The sequence below is a fragment of the Sphaerospermopsis torques-reginae ITEP-024 genome, from assembly GCF_019598945.1.
Taxonomy (GTDB): Bacteria; Cyanobacteriota; Cyanobacteriia; order Cyanobacteriales; family Nostocaceae; genus Sphaerospermopsis.
Genome location: NZ_CP080598.1, coordinates 1,765,733 through 1,782,036, shown reverse-complemented (window position 1 = coordinate 1,782,036; position 16,304 = coordinate 1,765,733). Strand labels below are relative to the sequence as shown.

Genomic DNA, 16,304 nt, shown 5'->3' with positions numbered 1-16,304 from the left:
CAGCCTTGAGGAATATAGTATCTAAACCAAATTAACGGCACAAACTAACAGTAACATTACTGGAGATGTATATTTTAATGTTTAAGTTCCTTCGTTCTTGTAAAAGAAAAAATTAATTTTTTCACTGGATTTTGTTGTTTTTAGAAATATATCGAATAGATAGACAAAAAAACAACATATCATATTTTGCCATGATCGTGGTTGAGTTATTTGTTAATATGGATACTGCTATAGCCCTAGTATTGGAGTTGTGATAGTTTGGGGTGTAGCTATATTTACTCGTTGACAGAAGGAATAGGCAATAGGGAGTAGGGAATAGGGGAGAAATAACTAGATATGTGTACTAATTTTTTTGAAAAATCAAAGAGGAATTATAAATATAAATAATTTTTGCTTTGAGTTTATTTTTTCCAAACTACTAATATTACTCCTGTAACAATAAAACCTAATCCCACAAGGCGGATCATAGGAATAGGTTCTTTTAAAATAAAGAAACCCAACAATACGGAAAATATATAACCAACGGATACCGCAGGTGCAGCCACGCTGAGGTTAACTCTTGTAAGTAGAAGAATGTAGGCTACAGCACCAATCCCATAACAGGTGAGTCCTAATAATAGTTCGGGTATGGTGATCATGTTGAGGATGAGATTAATAATGTTACCTGCATGAACTTTTCCTAATTTTATTGCTCCCATTTTTAAGAGAAATTGTCCAGCAACACTGATGAAGACTGAGAAGAGGAGTAAAGTAATTTCTTGGGGTGACATTGGTATTTCCTTTGTATATTAATGGTGATTTTTTAGTTACCAAAAAGATAGAAAAATTATGAAATTAAATAAGTAGGTTATTTAAGGCAATTAAGTTTTTTTCAAACCTCCAGTTTCCTTGACTATATAAAGAGGACGACCTTTGACTTCTTCATAAATTCGACCAATGTATTCACCTAAAATACCAATACAAATTAACTGGACTGAACCTAAGAAAAACATAGCGATAGTAATTAATGTGTAACCAATGAGGTGAGAGACTGGTGCAAATATTCGCCAATAAAGAACTAATAGGATCATAATTAAGGCAATAGTAGCTGATATGATACCTAAATAGGTTGCGAGTCTTAAAGGAACTGTGGAAAATGAGATAATACCATCAATTGCTAAGGATAAAGATTTACCGAAAGTATATTTTACATCTCCAGCATAACGGGGACTTCTTTCAAAAAGTACGGATGTTTGTCGAAAACCTACCCAAGCACGTAAACCACGAATATAACGGTTACGTTCTGGCATGGTATTGAGGATATCTACTACCTGTCTATCCATTAAACAAAAGTCTCCTGTATCCACAGGGATGTCAACTTTAGCCAAACGTTTGAGAATGCGATAAAAAAGATATGCTGTTAAGCGTTTGAACCAATTTTCTTTTTGACGGGACTTGCGCTGGGCGTAAACTACTTGATATCCTTCATGCCATTTGTCAATCATGGTTAAAATTAATTCTGGTGGGTCCTGTAAGTCAGCATCCATAACGATGATGCTTTTACCTTGGACAAAATTTAGACCTGCTGTGACTGCGACTTGATGACCAAAATTGCGAGCTAGACTTAGGTAACGGACTCGACTATCATGATGGTGTAATTCGCGGATCATGCTTAAAGAGCGATCGCGGCTACCGTCATCAATTAAAATTAGTTCAGTTTCACCGTCTAATTGTTCGATGACATGAGTGAGACGGCGATACATCTCAGTGATGTTTTCTTCTTCGTTGTAGATGGGGATGAATAGTGAGTAGATGGGCTGATTCACGGTGATAATTGATTTGATGGATAATTTATAATTACGGTTGGTTAAGTTGAGAAGTTAAGAGTACAAAGATAGTTTGCAGAAAACTAAGAAAATAAGTTTAAAGTATAGTAAAATTGGAGTATAAGCTAAAGAATTAACATTAATTTTACCACTAATTAACTTAACAATGTATAATGCAGAACTCCCAGATAACTTAGGTGATTTTGGAGAATTACTCCGTAGAGTTTTTTCAGGAGAAGAAGTTATTCTTTCTCAAGGTGGTACTCCTGTGGCTCGTATTTTACCTTTTTCCCAGCAGCCATTACCGCGAATACCGGGTTTAGATCGTGGTAAGGTGGTGATTGCTTCTGACTTTAATTCACCTTTACCAGAAGATATTTTAAAAGATTTTCTTAATCCCCTAGACATTGAGAATGAAAGTATTACTTGATACCCATGCTTTTATTTGGTGGGTTACAGACGACTTGCAACTTTCATCTACTGCTTATAAAATTATTACTGATCCTAGTAATGAGTTATTTTTAAGTTCTGCAAGTGCGTGGGAAATTGTGATTAAAGTACGTTTAGGAAAACTAAGTTTACCTGAACCTCCAGAAATATATATTCCTAGTCGGTTAAAAATAAATCGTTTCCAGAGTTTACCAATTCAAATGGTTCATGCTTTACAAGTAGTAAATTTACCTGATTTACATCGTGATCCATTTGATAGGATTATTATTGCCCAAAGTCAGGTGGAAAAAATGCCAATTTTAACTGTAGATAGTCAGATTATGCAATACCCTGTTGATGTAATTTGGTAGTTATTGCATATTTTAACCCATCCACTTATCTTGACCATTTATAGTTGCTAATGCCATGACATGAGTAGGACTGCGGATACATTTCTTTGATATTTTCTTCTTCGTTGTAAATGGGGATAACTAGGGAGTCGATGGGCTGATTCACGGTGATAATTGATTTGATGGATTGAGGATGAGATTAATAATGTTACCTACATGAACTTTTCCTAATTTTATTGCTCCCATTTTTAAGAGAAATTGTCCAGCAACACTGATGAGGACTGAGAAGAGAAGTAAACTAAGTTCTTGGGGTGACACTGGTATTACCTTTGTATATTGAAATTATATTTTGTATGAAAAATGACAAATATATTATAAAATAATTTAGTATAAATTTCAGCTTATTGTTTAAATTGAATCAGAAAATATGAAAATCTCCGTAGTAATTCCTTTTTACAATGAAGAAGTTAATATTGATCAATTATTTACAAGACTGGAACAAGTAATTGAAAATCTTAATATAGAATATGAAATTATATGTGTAAATGATGGCAGTAAAGATAATACCCTTGAATATTTAATACAACATTATAATCGTAATCCAGCAATTAAGGTAGTTAACTTATCCCGTAACTTTGGTAAAGAAATAGCTTTAACTGCTGGTATTGATTATACTACAGGGGATGCAGTTATCCCCATTGATGCGGATCTTCAAGATCCACCGGAATTAATTGAACAGTTAATTGAAAAATGGCAAGAGGGGTATGATGTAGTATATGCAACTCGTCGTTATCGTTGGGGAGAAAGTTGGTTAAAAAGGTTTACTGCTGATAATTTTTACCTAATTATGGCAAGATACAGCAGTATTCCCATACCCCGTAATACTGGAGATTTTAGGTTAATGGATCGTCGCGTGGTAGAAGCGATTAAAAAATTACCTGAAAGAACACGCTTTATGAAAGGTTTGTTTTCTTGGGTAGGTTATAAACAAACCGCCATTATTTATGATCGTTCTCCACGTTATCAAGGACTGACAAAATGGAATTATTGGAGTCTTTGGAATTTTGCTCTTGATGGTATTACTTCCTTTAGTTCAATGCCTTTAAGAATATGGACTTATATCGGCTGTTTCATATCCTTAGTTGCGTTTTTATATGCTGCTTATTTAATTATTCGCACCTTAATTTTTGGCATAGATGTTCCTGGATATGCTTCTTTAATGGTGACAATATTGTTTGTGGGGGGCATTCAATTGATTAATTTAGGTATTATTGGTGAATACATTGGGCGTATTTATGAAGAAGTTAAAGGACGACCTTTGTATTTAGTTAGAGATGCTTATGGTTTTGAGAGCGAAGGCACAGGTGATGATGTTCAAATAGATAAATATTGTGAGTAAGTTCATGAATTAACCTAACCATTTATCTTGACCATATTTAATCCATTGTTCTACTAACATGAAAGCAGAAATCAAACTCACGAATAACAAAGTTTGATATTTCACTTTACCAGGAATACAGCGATATAGATATCCCAAAGCAAGGAAAAAGAATGGAGTAGCAAAGATATATCTACCTAAGCTTAGTAAACGATCATAAGTAAGAAATTGAATTAATGAATGAGCAGTTGTAAAATACACGCAAAACCAAAATATATAGTTAACTGATAAATTATTAGCATAATCTTGAACCTTGATTTGAGAGGGATTGATTTTATTCTTCATTAGTTTGAGAAAATTAAATCCATATATTAAAATTAAAAGAGGTGGATATAAATAAAGAACACTCCACCAAATCCTATATCTTGGCACTAATATAATATTCTGTTTTTGTGTATATTTAGAATATGTAAAAATAAGAGACAATAACAAAATCATCAAAGGCAGGTAAAAACCTATAATATCAACTAAAGGTGATTTTGGAAATAGTAGAAGTTCTAAATGAATACCTAATTTCTTACCCCAAAGACTTTGATCATCAAAAGGGGCAAAAAAATTACCTCTAGTTTGGAGACAATAGCTACCATAAACAGCATAACCCAATAAAGAGGCCACCCAAATAGTAACAGTTGTTTTAATTTCCAGATGATATTTTTGCAGATTAATTAATAAATTATTCCAAGAATATCTCTTGATTCTCAGCATTTCTAAACCAATAATAGTTATTAAAGTTAATGTGGTGGCAAAAAATCCTTGAATTAATATAGGTCTAGTTAAACTCATCAAAAATGTGATGATGAATAAAAAACCAAGTTTGAGGTTTTGATTAATTTTATTTTTGGGTAAACACAGCCAGATAAATAACGTACCAAACAAGGAAAATATACTTTCTGTGTAGCCGATTACCCTAAATATTGCCATTGGGTTAACAGTATAGGCTAACATTATGATGAAGGCTAAAGTTGTGCGATTTAACGCAGTTTTTATCACCCAAAATAGTAAAAAATTAGTAATTAAAAATATACCACTACCAACAATCAAAAAATAATGTGCTGCTTGTTCTATAGTTTGGGGATGAAAGAGATTACGAATAAGAAATGGCCACAGGGGATAAAATGCTTTGCAACTGGGTTTAATAGCCATTTCCGCATAATGTAAAACATCCCAATAATAACTTTTATGAGGTAATTGAGGAGGAATTTCTCTAGTTATTTGGGTTACTGAGAAGAATTTATGAAAAGCATCTATATCTATCAGCATTCCCACAGCAGCGCAAAAAATAAATGCACCACAAATAATAAAGGGTAATATCCAGTTAATGTTTTTTTGTGTTCGGAGCATTTTACTTAGGTGAAAACATTTGATTGATTTTTAACAAATAAGAAAATATCATCTTCCTGCTACGGACTAGGTTTAATTAATCTGTTTTTCATATCACCTAAATTGAACTTTAAATACTGAACTTTGACAATTGGATAGCAACAGCAGCGAACAGTGGTATAATTTGCCTTGTTTCTTAAATAGCGTATTAAAATCTACAATATCATAAGTTACAGGGCTATGCGGCAATGGTGCAACCAAAGTTATCCAGTGTTGTTAATAAATATCCAGAAATAAGTTTACTACTATTAAGTGCATTATTGTTACTTGCGAGTAATGGTAATAATAGTTTATTGGCACATGATGAAGGTTACTATGCGATGCAAGCGCGATGGATGTTAGAAACACAAGACTGGTTAACACCCCAATGGTGGGGTACACCTAATTATGATCGCACGGTTGGTATCCAATGGTTAATAGCTTTAACTTATCAGATATTTGGCATCAACGAATTTAGCGCCCGTTTACCTAGCATTATTAGCTGTATTATTAGCGTTATTCTGACATATCAAATTGGTAAAATTCTCTTAAATCGCCAAGTTGCTTTTTTAGCAGCAATAATTCTATGTTTAATGCCAATATGGATATTTGAAGGACGTTCTGCAACTCAAAATACTCCATTAGTTTGTGTGGAACTACTGGGAATTTGGGCTTTATTACGTGCTGAAGAATTAGGAACTCAGCAGAAACAGCAAAAAATCCTCTGGGGAATTTTAGCAGGTTCTACTTTTGGTTTAGGATTTATGATTAAAAGTTTCATGATTATTTTACCAGGAGTAGCAATTGTCCCTTATTTAATCTTCAGGAATAAACAACATCAGCATTTAAAAAATATCGGTATTTATTTAGGTTTAATTATTGGGTTTATCCCTGTAATCATTTGGTTAATATTGAGTTGTCTGAAATATAATAGTTTATTTCCTGTCACAGATTTATTTGGGAAATTGCTTTATTTATCTGCTGATGACACATACAACCCAGGCAGATTTTATTATTTTTGGAATATACCTTTAAATACCTTTCCTTGGGCATTATTTAGCGTCATTGGTTTTTTGTATATTTGGTTTTCTCGCAATGACGATAATTATCGTATTTCTTTGTTGCTGGGTTATCCACTTATCTTATTTATTTTATTATGTAGTTTTAGAACTCGTACACCTTATTATCCTTTGCAAATATTACCATTTATGGCTTTGTTTGCATCTGTAGCACTAACAAGAATTGAAGATATTTATCAACTTCGCAAACAACGAGTAAATCAAATCATATCTTATTTATTGTCTGCCTTTACAACCTTGGGTATTTTATTATTAATCTTAGGTTTATTAATAACTTTAAATATTCAATTACCTGGAATCTCTCTCACTCCAGAAATCCAGCAATATGGTATATTAGGTATTATTTTAGGTGCAGGTTGGGCAGCAATTAATACTGTTTGGAAAAATCGTAAATTATTGCCTAATAAATATTGGCTTGCTATTTGGGTGATATCTCCTTATTTAACAATAGCCACCTTGGGTTTTACAGGTGTTTTAGGTGATAGAAATCCAGTTTTAAGAATGGAACTACAACAACCGAAAATTAATCAAATTCTTGCTGTTGAACCTATTAACTTTGTTGTAGATAACCCGGTCAATAATAAATCGGATGCTGAAGTTGTGAATTATTCAGAAGTAGACATTTCTAAAACTTTTATGTTGCTAAGTTTTTATACGCCACAATTAGGTAAAATAACACCAATACAGGATTTACCTAATAATAGCTATGCTTGGATAACTCCTAAGATACCCACAAACACTTTAAATAAATATGAGATTATGGGTACAGTCAAAGGTTGGAAACTCATTTACAAAAATTAATCTTGATCATCATGAAAAATAACGCATTCAAAGCAGAAATAAAACAATATTTTGATAAAATTGCCTTTGACTTAGATTGGTGGAATCGTCGCAATAAATATTATTATCAAGATATCCAAAAATTACATAATTTTATTATCCCATCAGGTAGTAATGTTTTAGAAATAGGATGTGGTACTGGAGATTTATTAGCAGCGACTAAACCAAAATTAGGTGTAGGTATTGATTTTTCGGAAACAGTAATTGCTATTGCCAAGGATAAATATCCTGATTTAGATTTTTATTGTCTTGATGCTGAGAATATTCATCCAGATTTTTTTAGTAATACTCCTATCTCATCTTGTAAATTTGACTTTATTATTTTAGCTGGGGTGCTTGGTTATCTCACAGATATTCAAGTAGTTATGGAACGACTAAAAATGTTTTGTCATCCTAGAACGAGAATTATTTTTGTATTTCATAATTTTCTCTGGGAACCTGTGCTGCGGTTTGCGGAAAAAATTAATCAACGTCGTCCCCAACCTCCACAAAACTGGTTATCAATGAATGATATGATCAATTTTTTATCTATTACAGGTTATCAACCAGTAAAAATAGGTAGACGGTTTTTAATACCTAAACAAATACCAATTATTGCTAATTTTATTAATCATTATATCAGTCAATTACCAATCATTAATCATCTGTGTTTAACTAATTATGTAGTAGCACGTCCCGCTTGGTATGAGAATATTAATGTTGTCAAAAAATATAATGTTAGTGTAATTATTCCTGCTAGAAATGAAGCGGGAAATATTGCTGCTGCGGTACAACGTTTACCAGAGTTAGGTAAAAGTACAGAGGTAATATTTATTGAAGGACATTCCCAGGATGACACTTGGGATAAAATTCAAGAATTGGTTAATAACTATCAAGGAAATTTTACGCTTAAAGCATTTCAACAAACAGGTAAAGGTAAAGCAGACGCGGTAAGATTAGGTTTTGCAGAAGCAACAGGAGATATTTTAATTATTCTTGATGCTGACTTAACTGTACAACCAGAAGATTTACCCAAATTTGTAGAAGTTATAGCTACAAATCACGGTGAATTTATTAATGGTTCGCGTTTAGTGTATCCTTATTCTTATCAAGCAATGCCTTGGTTAAATTCTGTTGCTAATAAATTTTTTGCTTTGTTGATATCTTTTTTGTTGGATTGTAATATTAAAGATACACTTTGTGGAACTAAGGTGTTATGGCGAGAAGATTATGAGAAAATCGCCAATAATCGCAGTTATTTTGGTGATTTTGATCCCTTTGGAGATTTCGATTTATTGTTTGGTGCAGCAAAGTTAAATTTACACATTGTGGAAGTACCTGTTAGGTATCAAGCAAGAACTTATGGTAAATCTAATATTTCTCATTTTCGAGAAGGTTTGATTTTATTGGGTATGTGTTTATATGCTGCTAAGAAAATTAAGTTTATATTGTAGTTTCATTGTCTTGGTTTATGTATTCTCGTTTTAATAGATGTCTGCCAAACTTCTGATTATTTAAACATACAGACAATAACAAAGTAATAACAAATGCTAACATGGCATTGGTATTAGTAAATGGTGGCATAAATATAGGTGTCAACATTACCAACTTACCCCATTTATTGACTTGAGGATATAAACTAAAAAATGTGGGAAAATACCAGACTAATCCCATAATCCAAGGTTTTGGATTAAATAAGTTAATGGTGTTTAAAATCGAATAAAATTGATATTCTTTGCTATTTTTGCGATTAAGTATCAATAATGATATCATGGATGCTAATCCAATCAGAAATGCACCAAGAGTATTATTTTTTAACAATGGATTCATATATCCATTAGAAATATTACGACTAGCGATCAAACCTGTATTTTCTAACCCTGTATTTCCTACAGAAATTACCAAATTATTAACTACATTTTGTCCATGAGTATTGATGGTTTCTGATGTGGTGATTCCTCCAAATATATTTGGTAATATGACTTGAAAGAAATGTTGATATACTGAAAAATCAAAATATAACAAGGGTAAGAAAAATACTAAGATTGTAAATAATATAGCAGAAATTAAGTATTTAAATTTTTTGTTAAATAGATAATAAAGTAACGTAACTATAGGAAAAATTTTGATACAACTACTTATAGCTAACAAGAAAGATGCAGGTAAAAATGATTGGGGTTTTCTATTTTGAAATAAATCAAATGATAAAACAGTTAAATACATCACTAAAGTATCTATTTGCCCCCTTTCAAATGTAGCAAATATAGGAAAACTACACATTATAAATAAAATTGCTTCTCCTGGTAGTTTAAATTGATTTTTTCTCAAAAAATGAAAGCTAAAAATAATTAAGATAGAAAGAATCATTAGACTAAAAATAATTTTAGCTACTGCATAAGAAAAAAAAACCTAAAGGTGCAAAAAGTAAAGCTGCAAAAGGCGGGTAAAGAAAGCCAGATGTAGGTGCGTCATGGGCGTTAACTGGTACATATAGTTCAGGAAATTGGGAAACGTGATTTAAATAAGGATCCAGATTGTAGAGTACGGATTTACCAGCCACGTAAAAGACTCTAAAATCTATTTGATATGTTTCTAAAATCAAATAAACTAATAAAAATACAGGAGCAAAATAAATTAAGTATTCTTTGCCGGTTTTGTTAGATAAATTGATCATTTTTTTTGAAAAAGTATTAATAAGCGGAAATTAAATTGATTACCTTAAATTATTTTAAATGATCAATAAAAGAATTTTTATCATTAAAATCTAAATACTCACAGGAAACAGCCGGAAAAAAGCTAGATTGTTTTGTTTACCTTCATTAAGAAATACCATACTTTGGTTACATCTCTAACGCAACAGACGGGAAATATTAGAAAATTAATATGCAATATCGTTAAACAATAATTATTGCTAATATGCTAAACTAATATACATAGCTTTCTAATCAAAAATATGCAAATAACAGAAAAGCAATATTACACCCCAGAGGAATATCTAGAATGTGAAATAGAAAATAATAGTTGAAACTTCCTCAACCAACCCAAATTTCCTGAGAAAAACCTATTGCTAACTTACCCAGTAAGATCATAAATAGACCCAGAATGAAATAAGCTTGACGGGGAAAACGAGATAACCAGACACCGATAGCAATATTTAAAGGTACAATTCCGTAAGCAAGACGACTTAAAGATATTGTCCCCCCAGATGCTAATAGTAAACCCACTCCACAAAAACCATAGATTACCATAACTGGTGTGAGTTGTTGACGAAATTTCCATAAAAGATAACTACTACCCAACACCATCAAAACATTGAGTAGATTATTAATAACAGTTTGATCAGCAATTATTAATAATGTAATCACATAAAAATAAGCAGCATAAATAGTTAAGGGATGGCAAGATTTACGAAATATCCATAATAAAACAGAACTAACTAAAATTATACTAAATAATAATGGATGCCAAAAATCTTTAATTCCCCCATTTTCATTAACTACCCAACCAAAAGACCAATTATTCCCAAAGGGAATTTTCATCAGCATATTTAACCAACCTTGCCAGTCAAAACCTAGTGAGGGTCGCCATCCTTTTTGGGCGGCAATAAAGGCTAAAGGATCATGAAAAGTAATGGCACAATATAAACTAAATAATAATAGTCCAGTGGCAGTTGCTAAACCTGCAATATAGGCAATTTTGGGTTTATTTTGTTGCCATGCAGCTATTAAAAATGCGGGAATTAATGCCATTCCTGTGGGGCGGGTAGCTGTGGCTAATGCACCCCAGAGGGCAGTCCAACCGTATTGTTTATCATCAAATGCACGCAAAGCGGCTGTACTCAAAAATAAATATAATCCTTCTGTGTAAATAACTCCTGTAAACATGGACATAGGACACCAAGAAATCACAGCAGTAGCCCATTTTGCTGTTGTTATTCCACAGTGTTTTTTTAGCCAAAAGTATAAACAGAAAAGTGTCAAAAAAAATGCTAAATTATTAATTAATATACCTGCCAATTCAAAAGAAAAACCTAATTTCATGAATATCCAAATACTGACAGGAAACAAGGGAAAAAAAGCGAGGTTGTGCTGTTTGCCATCATTAACAAATGAATAACCAGAAGTAGCGATCGCACGATAATGTACACTATCCCAAGCATCAAAAATACCCCAACCAAAATGGGTGATTTCTTGATTATTTGCTGCTAAATTCGGTGCAATTAATAACATTGCCCCCCAAATCATAATTCGACTCACCAGCCAGATAGTGACCGGAAAATATAAATCTTCTTTACCAAAAATTTTTGTGATATTTGTGATTTTAATTATCTGTGTTTTTGCCTTATGGTTAATCATTGCTCTAAAATTCATTTTTGATTAATTTTGATTAATTATTTTTCTAAAATTGAACATCAAATCAGTTGAAAACTTTAAATTTCCAACCACAAGTTTTCCAAAACTGCGCCTTTGGGCTAAAAAATCCCTAATTTTAGACCATGTTGGGTGTTAAGAGTGAGTCCGTAGCAATTTATAGTTAAGAATATCGTAAATTGTTAAATCATTGTGAAAGCTATTACCCTTCTTGGTTCTACTGGTTCTATTGGTACTCAGACTCTAGACATCGTTTCTGAGCATCCAGACAAGTTTCGCATAGTTGGCCTTGCTGCTGGGCGCAATGTGGAGTTATTCGCGGCGCAAATTCGCCAGTTTCGCCCCCAAATAGCTGCTATTTCTGCTGCTGATAAGTTACCAGAACTGCGGGAGGCAATTCAAGACCTTGATCCCCAACCTATTTTACTCGCTGGGGAAGAGGGTGTGATTGAGGTTGCCCGTTATGGTGATTCCCAAAGCGTTGTTACTGGTATTGTTGGTTGTGCAGGTTTACTTCCTACTATAGCAGCGATTGAAGCGGGTAAAGATATTGCTTTAGCAAATAAAGAAACTCTCATCGCTGGTGGTCCTGTGGTTTTACCTTTGGTGGAAAAACACGGAGTGAAACTATTACCCGCAGATTCGGAACATTCGGCAATTTTTCAATGTTTGCAAGGTGTTCCTAAAGATGGGTTAAAAAAGATATTGCTCACTGCTTCTGGTGGTGCTTTTCGAGATTGGCCTGTGGAAAAGTTACCCACAGTTAAAGTTGCGGATGCTCTTAAACATCCTAACTGGTCAATGGGTAAAAAAATTACTGTTGACTCAGCAACTTTGATGAACAAGGGTTTAGAAGTCATTGAGGCTCATTATTTGTTTGGGATGGATTATGATGACATTGAAATTGTCATTCATCCCCAAAGTATTATTCACTCTTTAATTGAGTTACAAGATACTTCGGTTTTAGCTCAACTGGGTTGGCCAGATATGCGTTTACCTTTGCTTTATGCAATGTCTTGGCCAGAAAGAATTTACACAAATTGGGAAAGATTGAATTTAGTAAAATGCGGTAATTTAACATTCCGTGAACCGGATCATCAAAAATATCCTTGCATGAATTTAGCTTATGCTGCGGGTAGAGCCGGCGGTTCAATGACTGCGGTTTTAAATGCAGCAAATGAACAAGCGGTGGCACTATTTTTAGAAGAGAAAATTGGCTATTTGGACATTGCGCGTTGTATTGAATGGGTGTGCGATCGCCATCAAAATGATAACAAACAAAATCCTTCCTTAGATGACATTTTAGCAGCAGATCAATGGGCTAGGCAAGAAGTTTTTACTGCTACTGAAAAGTTAGCAAGTCAACCTCAGTTTATTTCCGTGGGTTAAGTTCCAGATTCCTGACTTCTTGAAGAAGTCGGGGATCTAAATTTTTCTTAATTTTTATTTTTTATTTTCTGATAAAGCAACTGCAATTAAATGTTCTGCACTGTGAATTTCTCCATGATCGCTACTCTTTCATGATATAATTAGAGCTAATAAAAATAATATTGCCGCAATTGAAGCTATGGAGATAAATGCCATGATTACCCTAAATATAGATGAGATTCAAAACAATTTATCAGAATTTATCAAATTGATTCAAGAAGGTAATAGCTTGATCATTACTCAAGCCCAAAACAGGGTTATGTTCAGGATATTCATTTAAAATATTAATTAATTCATCAGTTAAAAAATCCACAGCTTCCACTAAAAAATGTCCGCTTCCCATAGCAGGATCACAAATTTTAATATCTAACAGTGTATTTTGTGCAGTTTTTTCTAAACGTTGTAAATCTTTTTGTAAACCGTTACGACTTTGTACACCTAACCTACCATCTTTGAGATTTTCTTGTATTTGATTAATTTGCGTCATTAAATCTGCAAATTTTTGTTTTCTCTCCTCTAAAATTGGTTTGAGGGTATGACTAACAATGTATTTAACAATATAATCTGGTGTGTAATAAGAACCTGTAGCTTTCCGTTCACCTTTATCATTTTCTAAATGAACTTTTCCTGTATTTCCATCTTCAACAACTACCCGATATTCTAATAAACCTTCATAAATTTATCCTAATTGTCGCACACCTAAAAAGCTGTAGTCAATGGGTAATTTTTCAAATCTTGCTAATTTATCTAAAGCAGGAGCTAAAACCGCATCTGATAATTGATGTTCATACAAAAAATGATTATCTGGATAATCTTTAATATCTTGGTTTTGATGAAATTCAAAATGAAATAAACCGCCATTATAACGAGGTACTTCTAACGCTGCATCACCTCTATCTACTATTTCAAATAAACTCAAGATACCTTTATAAATTTTGGTAGAAGTTTGACTTAATGTTCTTTGTTTATCAACACTTTCCGCTATTTCTTGGGTAATTTTAATTAAACTATAATCACGGTAAGCTGTGGTAATGGGTAACAAATTTCTAGCTTCGGCATATAATAGAAATAACAATTTATATAAAAATGATAAAGTTGCCGCATAAACTTGTTTTTCCTGGATAGTTTTTCCCCGTCGTGCTGCATCTGCAACAAAACCACCTGCTAAGTCAGGAAATATCTGTTCAAATACTAATGTTTTTAACTCATTTCCTACTTGAGTCGCGTAGGTTGTACTTCCTTCTCTAACTCGTTCTAAAAAGTTTTTATTATAGCTATCTTTTTCAAAAGCTGCACGTCTAAAAAATAACCAAAAATATTTGAATTTTGCCAGTTTATCTACATCTTCACTTTCTAATAATTCTACCAAATCAATGGGATAAAATTCTGTTGCGGTAGAAGATGCTAAACGATAATATAACCGCCATTCTCTCCCGTTGGTTAAAATTCCCCAGTCAACATTTGTACCTGTTAAATAACTGGAAATCTGAAAAGATGGGTTTTCATTTTTGAAAATATCCCGCTTATCATTAGCAGAAACTTTACTTAATTGTCTTTCCCAATATTTAGCTTCTGCTATAGCTAATACTTGACTATAAAATGCGGTTTCATTAGTTTGTAATGTGTAGGCCATATCTCTTGTTTCTGTGTTATTAAATAAGGCATAATCAGGACGTTGGGATCTACCTTTTCCACGAGTGACAACTTGAGTAATATATTTAAAACCTAATATTTCTAATACAGGTTTAATAAATTCTTCTTCTGTTTGGGATTCATTTAATGTGGGTAAAATTGCTTTTTTGGCAACATAGAGTTTATTTAATTGCTCAAATTCTGAGGTAATATCTAATTGCCATTCTGGTAATTCTTGAATCCGAAATCTTAAATAATGTTGAGAAAATAAGGGTTTATTGGGTTTTTGTGTATCTGTCATGATTCCCACTCCTAAATAATGGTCATTTTAATGTATCTGCCACTGATTTTAATCATAAAACTGTTACAACTAGAGATGAAACAGCTATTCTTAAAACTGCATCAGGTTTGTTAAAAATCCTTTATCCCCATCTGCAATTAACTTTACAAGATTATCAACGAGACTGTCTAGAACCTGCTAGAGAAATCCGTCAACAAATTCGCAATATTTTATACAACCTCGACGATGAATTTAAGCCATACGGAAAAGAAATTTATGTTGATGTTAAATAATTTTCATTGTCCGATTATTAAAAAATATTCACAAAATAAATTATCTGGTCATTTTCAGATATAATATATACCTTATTTAACCACAATGGCTTTTAAATCCCTAACATTATGATCATTACCTTAATAGTCGCTTGGATAATATTTATCATCCTGTGGAAATTAGTCAAAACCACCATCAAAACTGCTGTTACTTTTGCAGCGATAGTGGTTTTATTATACTTTGGTTTTGGGATTACACCTCAAGATATTTTACAGAAAATCTCTGAAATTACTCAAAACATCTCCCAAATACCTGTGCGTAATTAAACTTAACTTTGCGGAAAATAAATTTTTAATTGCTGATACTGTTAACTAACATTTGAAAAGATTCCCCATCCAAAATCTAAAATCCAAAATCTAAAATCCAAAATTGTATTACTTGTATGAAGCAGTAATTTTCGCCAGTGCATCCTTCATTGCAGGAGGTAACTGACGCATTATTTTACCTCTTTCTCTGTCTAATGCCACTAGCGTCACCTGAGCAGAAACATATAATTCTTGCTCATCAGTGGAAACAATTTTATAATCCCAGTTCATCCGCACACCGGTTACTTCCAACATCCGGGTTTTTACAAGTGCCATCATTCCTAATTGCAGTGAGCGATGATAGCGTACTGATAATTCTACCACTGGTAAGTCGCAACCTAAAGCTACCAAATCAGCAAAATCAATACCTATAGAGCGCAAACATTCTACCCGCGCTTCTTCCATCCAAGTTAAATATGTACCATGCCAAGTAATGCCAGCATAATCTGTATGATGAGGCTGCACTCTGATCGGATATTCAAACCAAGTATCAAATTCAGTTTTTGTTAACTTGTCGATCGCACTCGTGGGTGGTAATTTTGGTTGACTTGGTGTTTCTTTAGTCATCTTCAATCTTCTGAATAATTGGTTTTCTTACCCATCAGATTTTAACAGACCCTGCAAAACTCTTGACAAAACCGCAAAAACAAGGTTTATTGTCGGTAATGGTGAAAAGG

Annotated in this window: 16 protein-coding genes and 2 pseudogenes; 8 read left to right on the top strand and 10 right to left on the bottom strand. The window is 32.9% G+C overall.

Annotated features, from left to right (window positions below; genetic code table 11):
- Positions 1 to 401: 401 nt before the first annotated feature.
- Both K2F26_RS08225 and K2F26_RS08220 read right to left on the bottom strand, forming a co-directional pair.
- Positions 402 to 770, bottom strand: a complete 369-nt coding sequence (locus tag K2F26_RS08225) for an EamA family transporter (RefSeq protein WP_220611066.1) — start codon at positions 768 to 770, stop codon at positions 402 to 404.
- Positions 771 to 860: 90 nt separating this feature from the next.
- A complete protein-coding gene (locus K2F26_RS08220; protein ID WP_220611065.1) occupies positions 861 to 1,805 on the bottom strand; it encodes a glycosyltransferase family 2 protein in 945 nt (314 codons plus the stop codon).
- A 166-nt stretch (positions 1,806 to 1,971) separates the two neighbouring features.
- Between K2F26_RS08220 and K2F26_RS08215 the strand changes: the two genes are divergently transcribed.
- Positions 1,972 to 2,235, top strand: a complete 264-nt coding sequence (locus tag K2F26_RS08215) for a type II toxin-antitoxin system Phd/YefM family antitoxin (RefSeq protein ID WP_096570190.1) — start codon at positions 1,972 to 1,974, stop codon at positions 2,233 to 2,235.
- Positions 2,219 to 2,605, top strand: coding sequence for a type II toxin-antitoxin system VapC family toxin (locus tag K2F26_RS08210; protein WP_220611064.1), 387 nt, complete (start codon positions 2,219 to 2,221; stop codon positions 2,603 to 2,605). The genes K2F26_RS08215 and K2F26_RS08210 overlap by 17 nt, the downstream gene beginning before the upstream one ends.
- 165 nt (positions 2,606 to 2,770) lie before the next feature.
- Here the strand turns inward: K2F26_RS08210 and K2F26_RS08205 are convergent.
- Positions 2,771 to 2,902 (bottom strand): annotated as a pseudogene (locus tag K2F26_RS08205) (EamA-like transporter family protein); the annotation flags it as partial.
- Positions 2,903 to 3,011: 109 nt separating this feature from the next.
- Here K2F26_RS08205 and K2F26_RS08200 point away from each other — a divergent pair.
- Positions 3,012 to 3,983, top strand: coding sequence for a glycosyltransferase family 2 protein (locus tag K2F26_RS08200; protein WP_220611063.1), 972 nt, complete (start codon positions 3,012 to 3,014; stop codon positions 3,981 to 3,983).
- A 9-nt stretch (positions 3,984 to 3,992) separates the two neighbouring features.
- On the opposite strand, the gene K2F26_RS08195 is transcribed toward K2F26_RS08200, so the two are convergent.
- The gene (locus K2F26_RS08195) at positions 3,993 to 5,363 is read right to left on the bottom strand and encodes a mannosyltransferase (RefSeq protein WP_220611062.1); all 1,371 of its coding nucleotides are present in this window, start codon (positions 5,361 to 5,363) and stop codon (positions 3,993 to 3,995) included.
- A gap of 227 nt (positions 5,364 to 5,590) precedes the next feature.
- Between K2F26_RS08195 and K2F26_RS08190 the strand changes: the two genes are divergently transcribed.
- Together K2F26_RS08190 and K2F26_RS08185 are read left to right on the top strand one after the other, a co-directional pair.
- Positions 5,591 to 7,261 (top strand): ArnT family glycosyltransferase, encoded by a 1,671-nt coding sequence (locus K2F26_RS08190; RefSeq protein WP_220611061.1) that lies wholly within the window; start codon positions 5,591 to 5,593, stop codon positions 7,259 to 7,261.
- Positions 7,262 to 7,272: 11 nt separating this feature from the next.
- On the top strand, positions 7,273 to 8,733 hold the full coding sequence (locus tag K2F26_RS08185) for a glycosyltransferase (RefSeq protein WP_220611060.1): 1,461 nt from the start codon (positions 7,273 to 7,275) through the stop codon (positions 8,731 to 8,733).
- Here K2F26_RS08185 and K2F26_RS08180 read toward each other — a convergent pair.
- The 3 genes from K2F26_RS08180 to K2F26_RS08170 all read right to left on the bottom strand — a co-directional run bounded on the left by K2F26_RS08180 (position 8,723) and on the right by K2F26_RS08170 (position 11,634).
- A complete protein-coding gene (locus K2F26_RS08180) occupies positions 8,723 to 9,646 on the bottom strand; it encodes a glycosyltransferase family 87 protein (protein WP_220611059.1) in 924 nt (307 codons plus the stop codon). The genes K2F26_RS08185 and K2F26_RS08180 overlap by 11 nt on opposite strands.
- 16 nt (positions 9,647 to 9,662) lie before the next feature.
- A complete protein-coding gene (locus tag K2F26_RS08175) occupies positions 9,663 to 9,953 on the bottom strand; it encodes a hypothetical protein (protein ID WP_220611058.1) in 291 nt (96 codons plus the stop codon).
- Between the two features lie 358 nt (positions 9,954 to 10,311).
- Positions 10,312 to 11,634, bottom strand: a complete 1,323-nt coding sequence (locus K2F26_RS08170; RefSeq protein WP_220611057.1) for a putative hexosyltransferase — start codon at positions 11,632 to 11,634, stop codon at positions 10,312 to 10,314.
- 207 nt (positions 11,635 to 11,841) lie between these two features.
- Between K2F26_RS08170 and dxr the strand changes: the two genes are divergently transcribed.
- On the top strand, positions 11,842 to 13,038 hold the full coding sequence (dxr, locus tag K2F26_RS08165) for a 1-deoxy-D-xylulose-5-phosphate reductoisomerase (RefSeq protein ID WP_220611056.1): 1,197 nt from the start codon (positions 11,842 to 11,844) through the stop codon (positions 13,036 to 13,038).
- A 232-nt stretch (positions 13,039 to 13,270) separates the two neighbouring features.
- Here dxr and K2F26_RS08160 read toward each other — a convergent pair whose 3' ends face one another.
- On the bottom strand, positions 13,271 to 13,564 hold the full coding sequence (locus tag K2F26_RS08160; RefSeq protein ID WP_220611055.1) for a hypothetical protein: 294 nt from the start codon (positions 13,562 to 13,564) through the stop codon (positions 13,271 to 13,273).
- A 192-nt stretch (positions 13,565 to 13,756) separates the two neighbouring features.
- Positions 13,757 to 15,010 carry a type I restriction endonuclease gene (locus tag K2F26_RS08155; RefSeq protein ID WP_220611054.1) on the bottom strand — a complete coding sequence of 418 codons (1,254 nt, stop codon included), beginning with the start codon at positions 15,008 to 15,010 and terminating at the stop codon, positions 13,757 to 13,759.
- Between the two features lie 68 nt (positions 15,011 to 15,078).
- On the opposite strand from K2F26_RS08155, the pseudogene K2F26_RS08150 reads away from it, so the two are divergent.
- Together K2F26_RS08150 and K2F26_RS08145 are read left to right on the top strand one after the other, a co-directional pair.
- Positions 15,079 to 15,282 (top strand): annotated as a pseudogene (locus K2F26_RS08150) (BREX system Lon protease-like protein BrxL); the annotation flags it as partial.
- 108 nt (positions 15,283 to 15,390) lie between these two features.
- A complete protein-coding gene (locus K2F26_RS08145) occupies positions 15,391 to 15,588 on the top strand; it encodes a hypothetical protein (RefSeq protein ID WP_194054773.1) in 198 nt (65 codons plus the stop codon).
- A 108-nt stretch (positions 15,589 to 15,696) separates the two neighbouring features.
- Here the strand turns inward: K2F26_RS08145 and K2F26_RS08140 are convergent, their stop codons facing one another.
- Positions 15,697 to 16,194, bottom strand: coding sequence for an acyl-CoA thioesterase (locus K2F26_RS08140; protein WP_220611053.1), 498 nt, complete (start codon positions 16,192 to 16,194; stop codon positions 15,697 to 15,699).
- Positions 16,195 to 16,304: the final 110 nt, after the last annotated feature.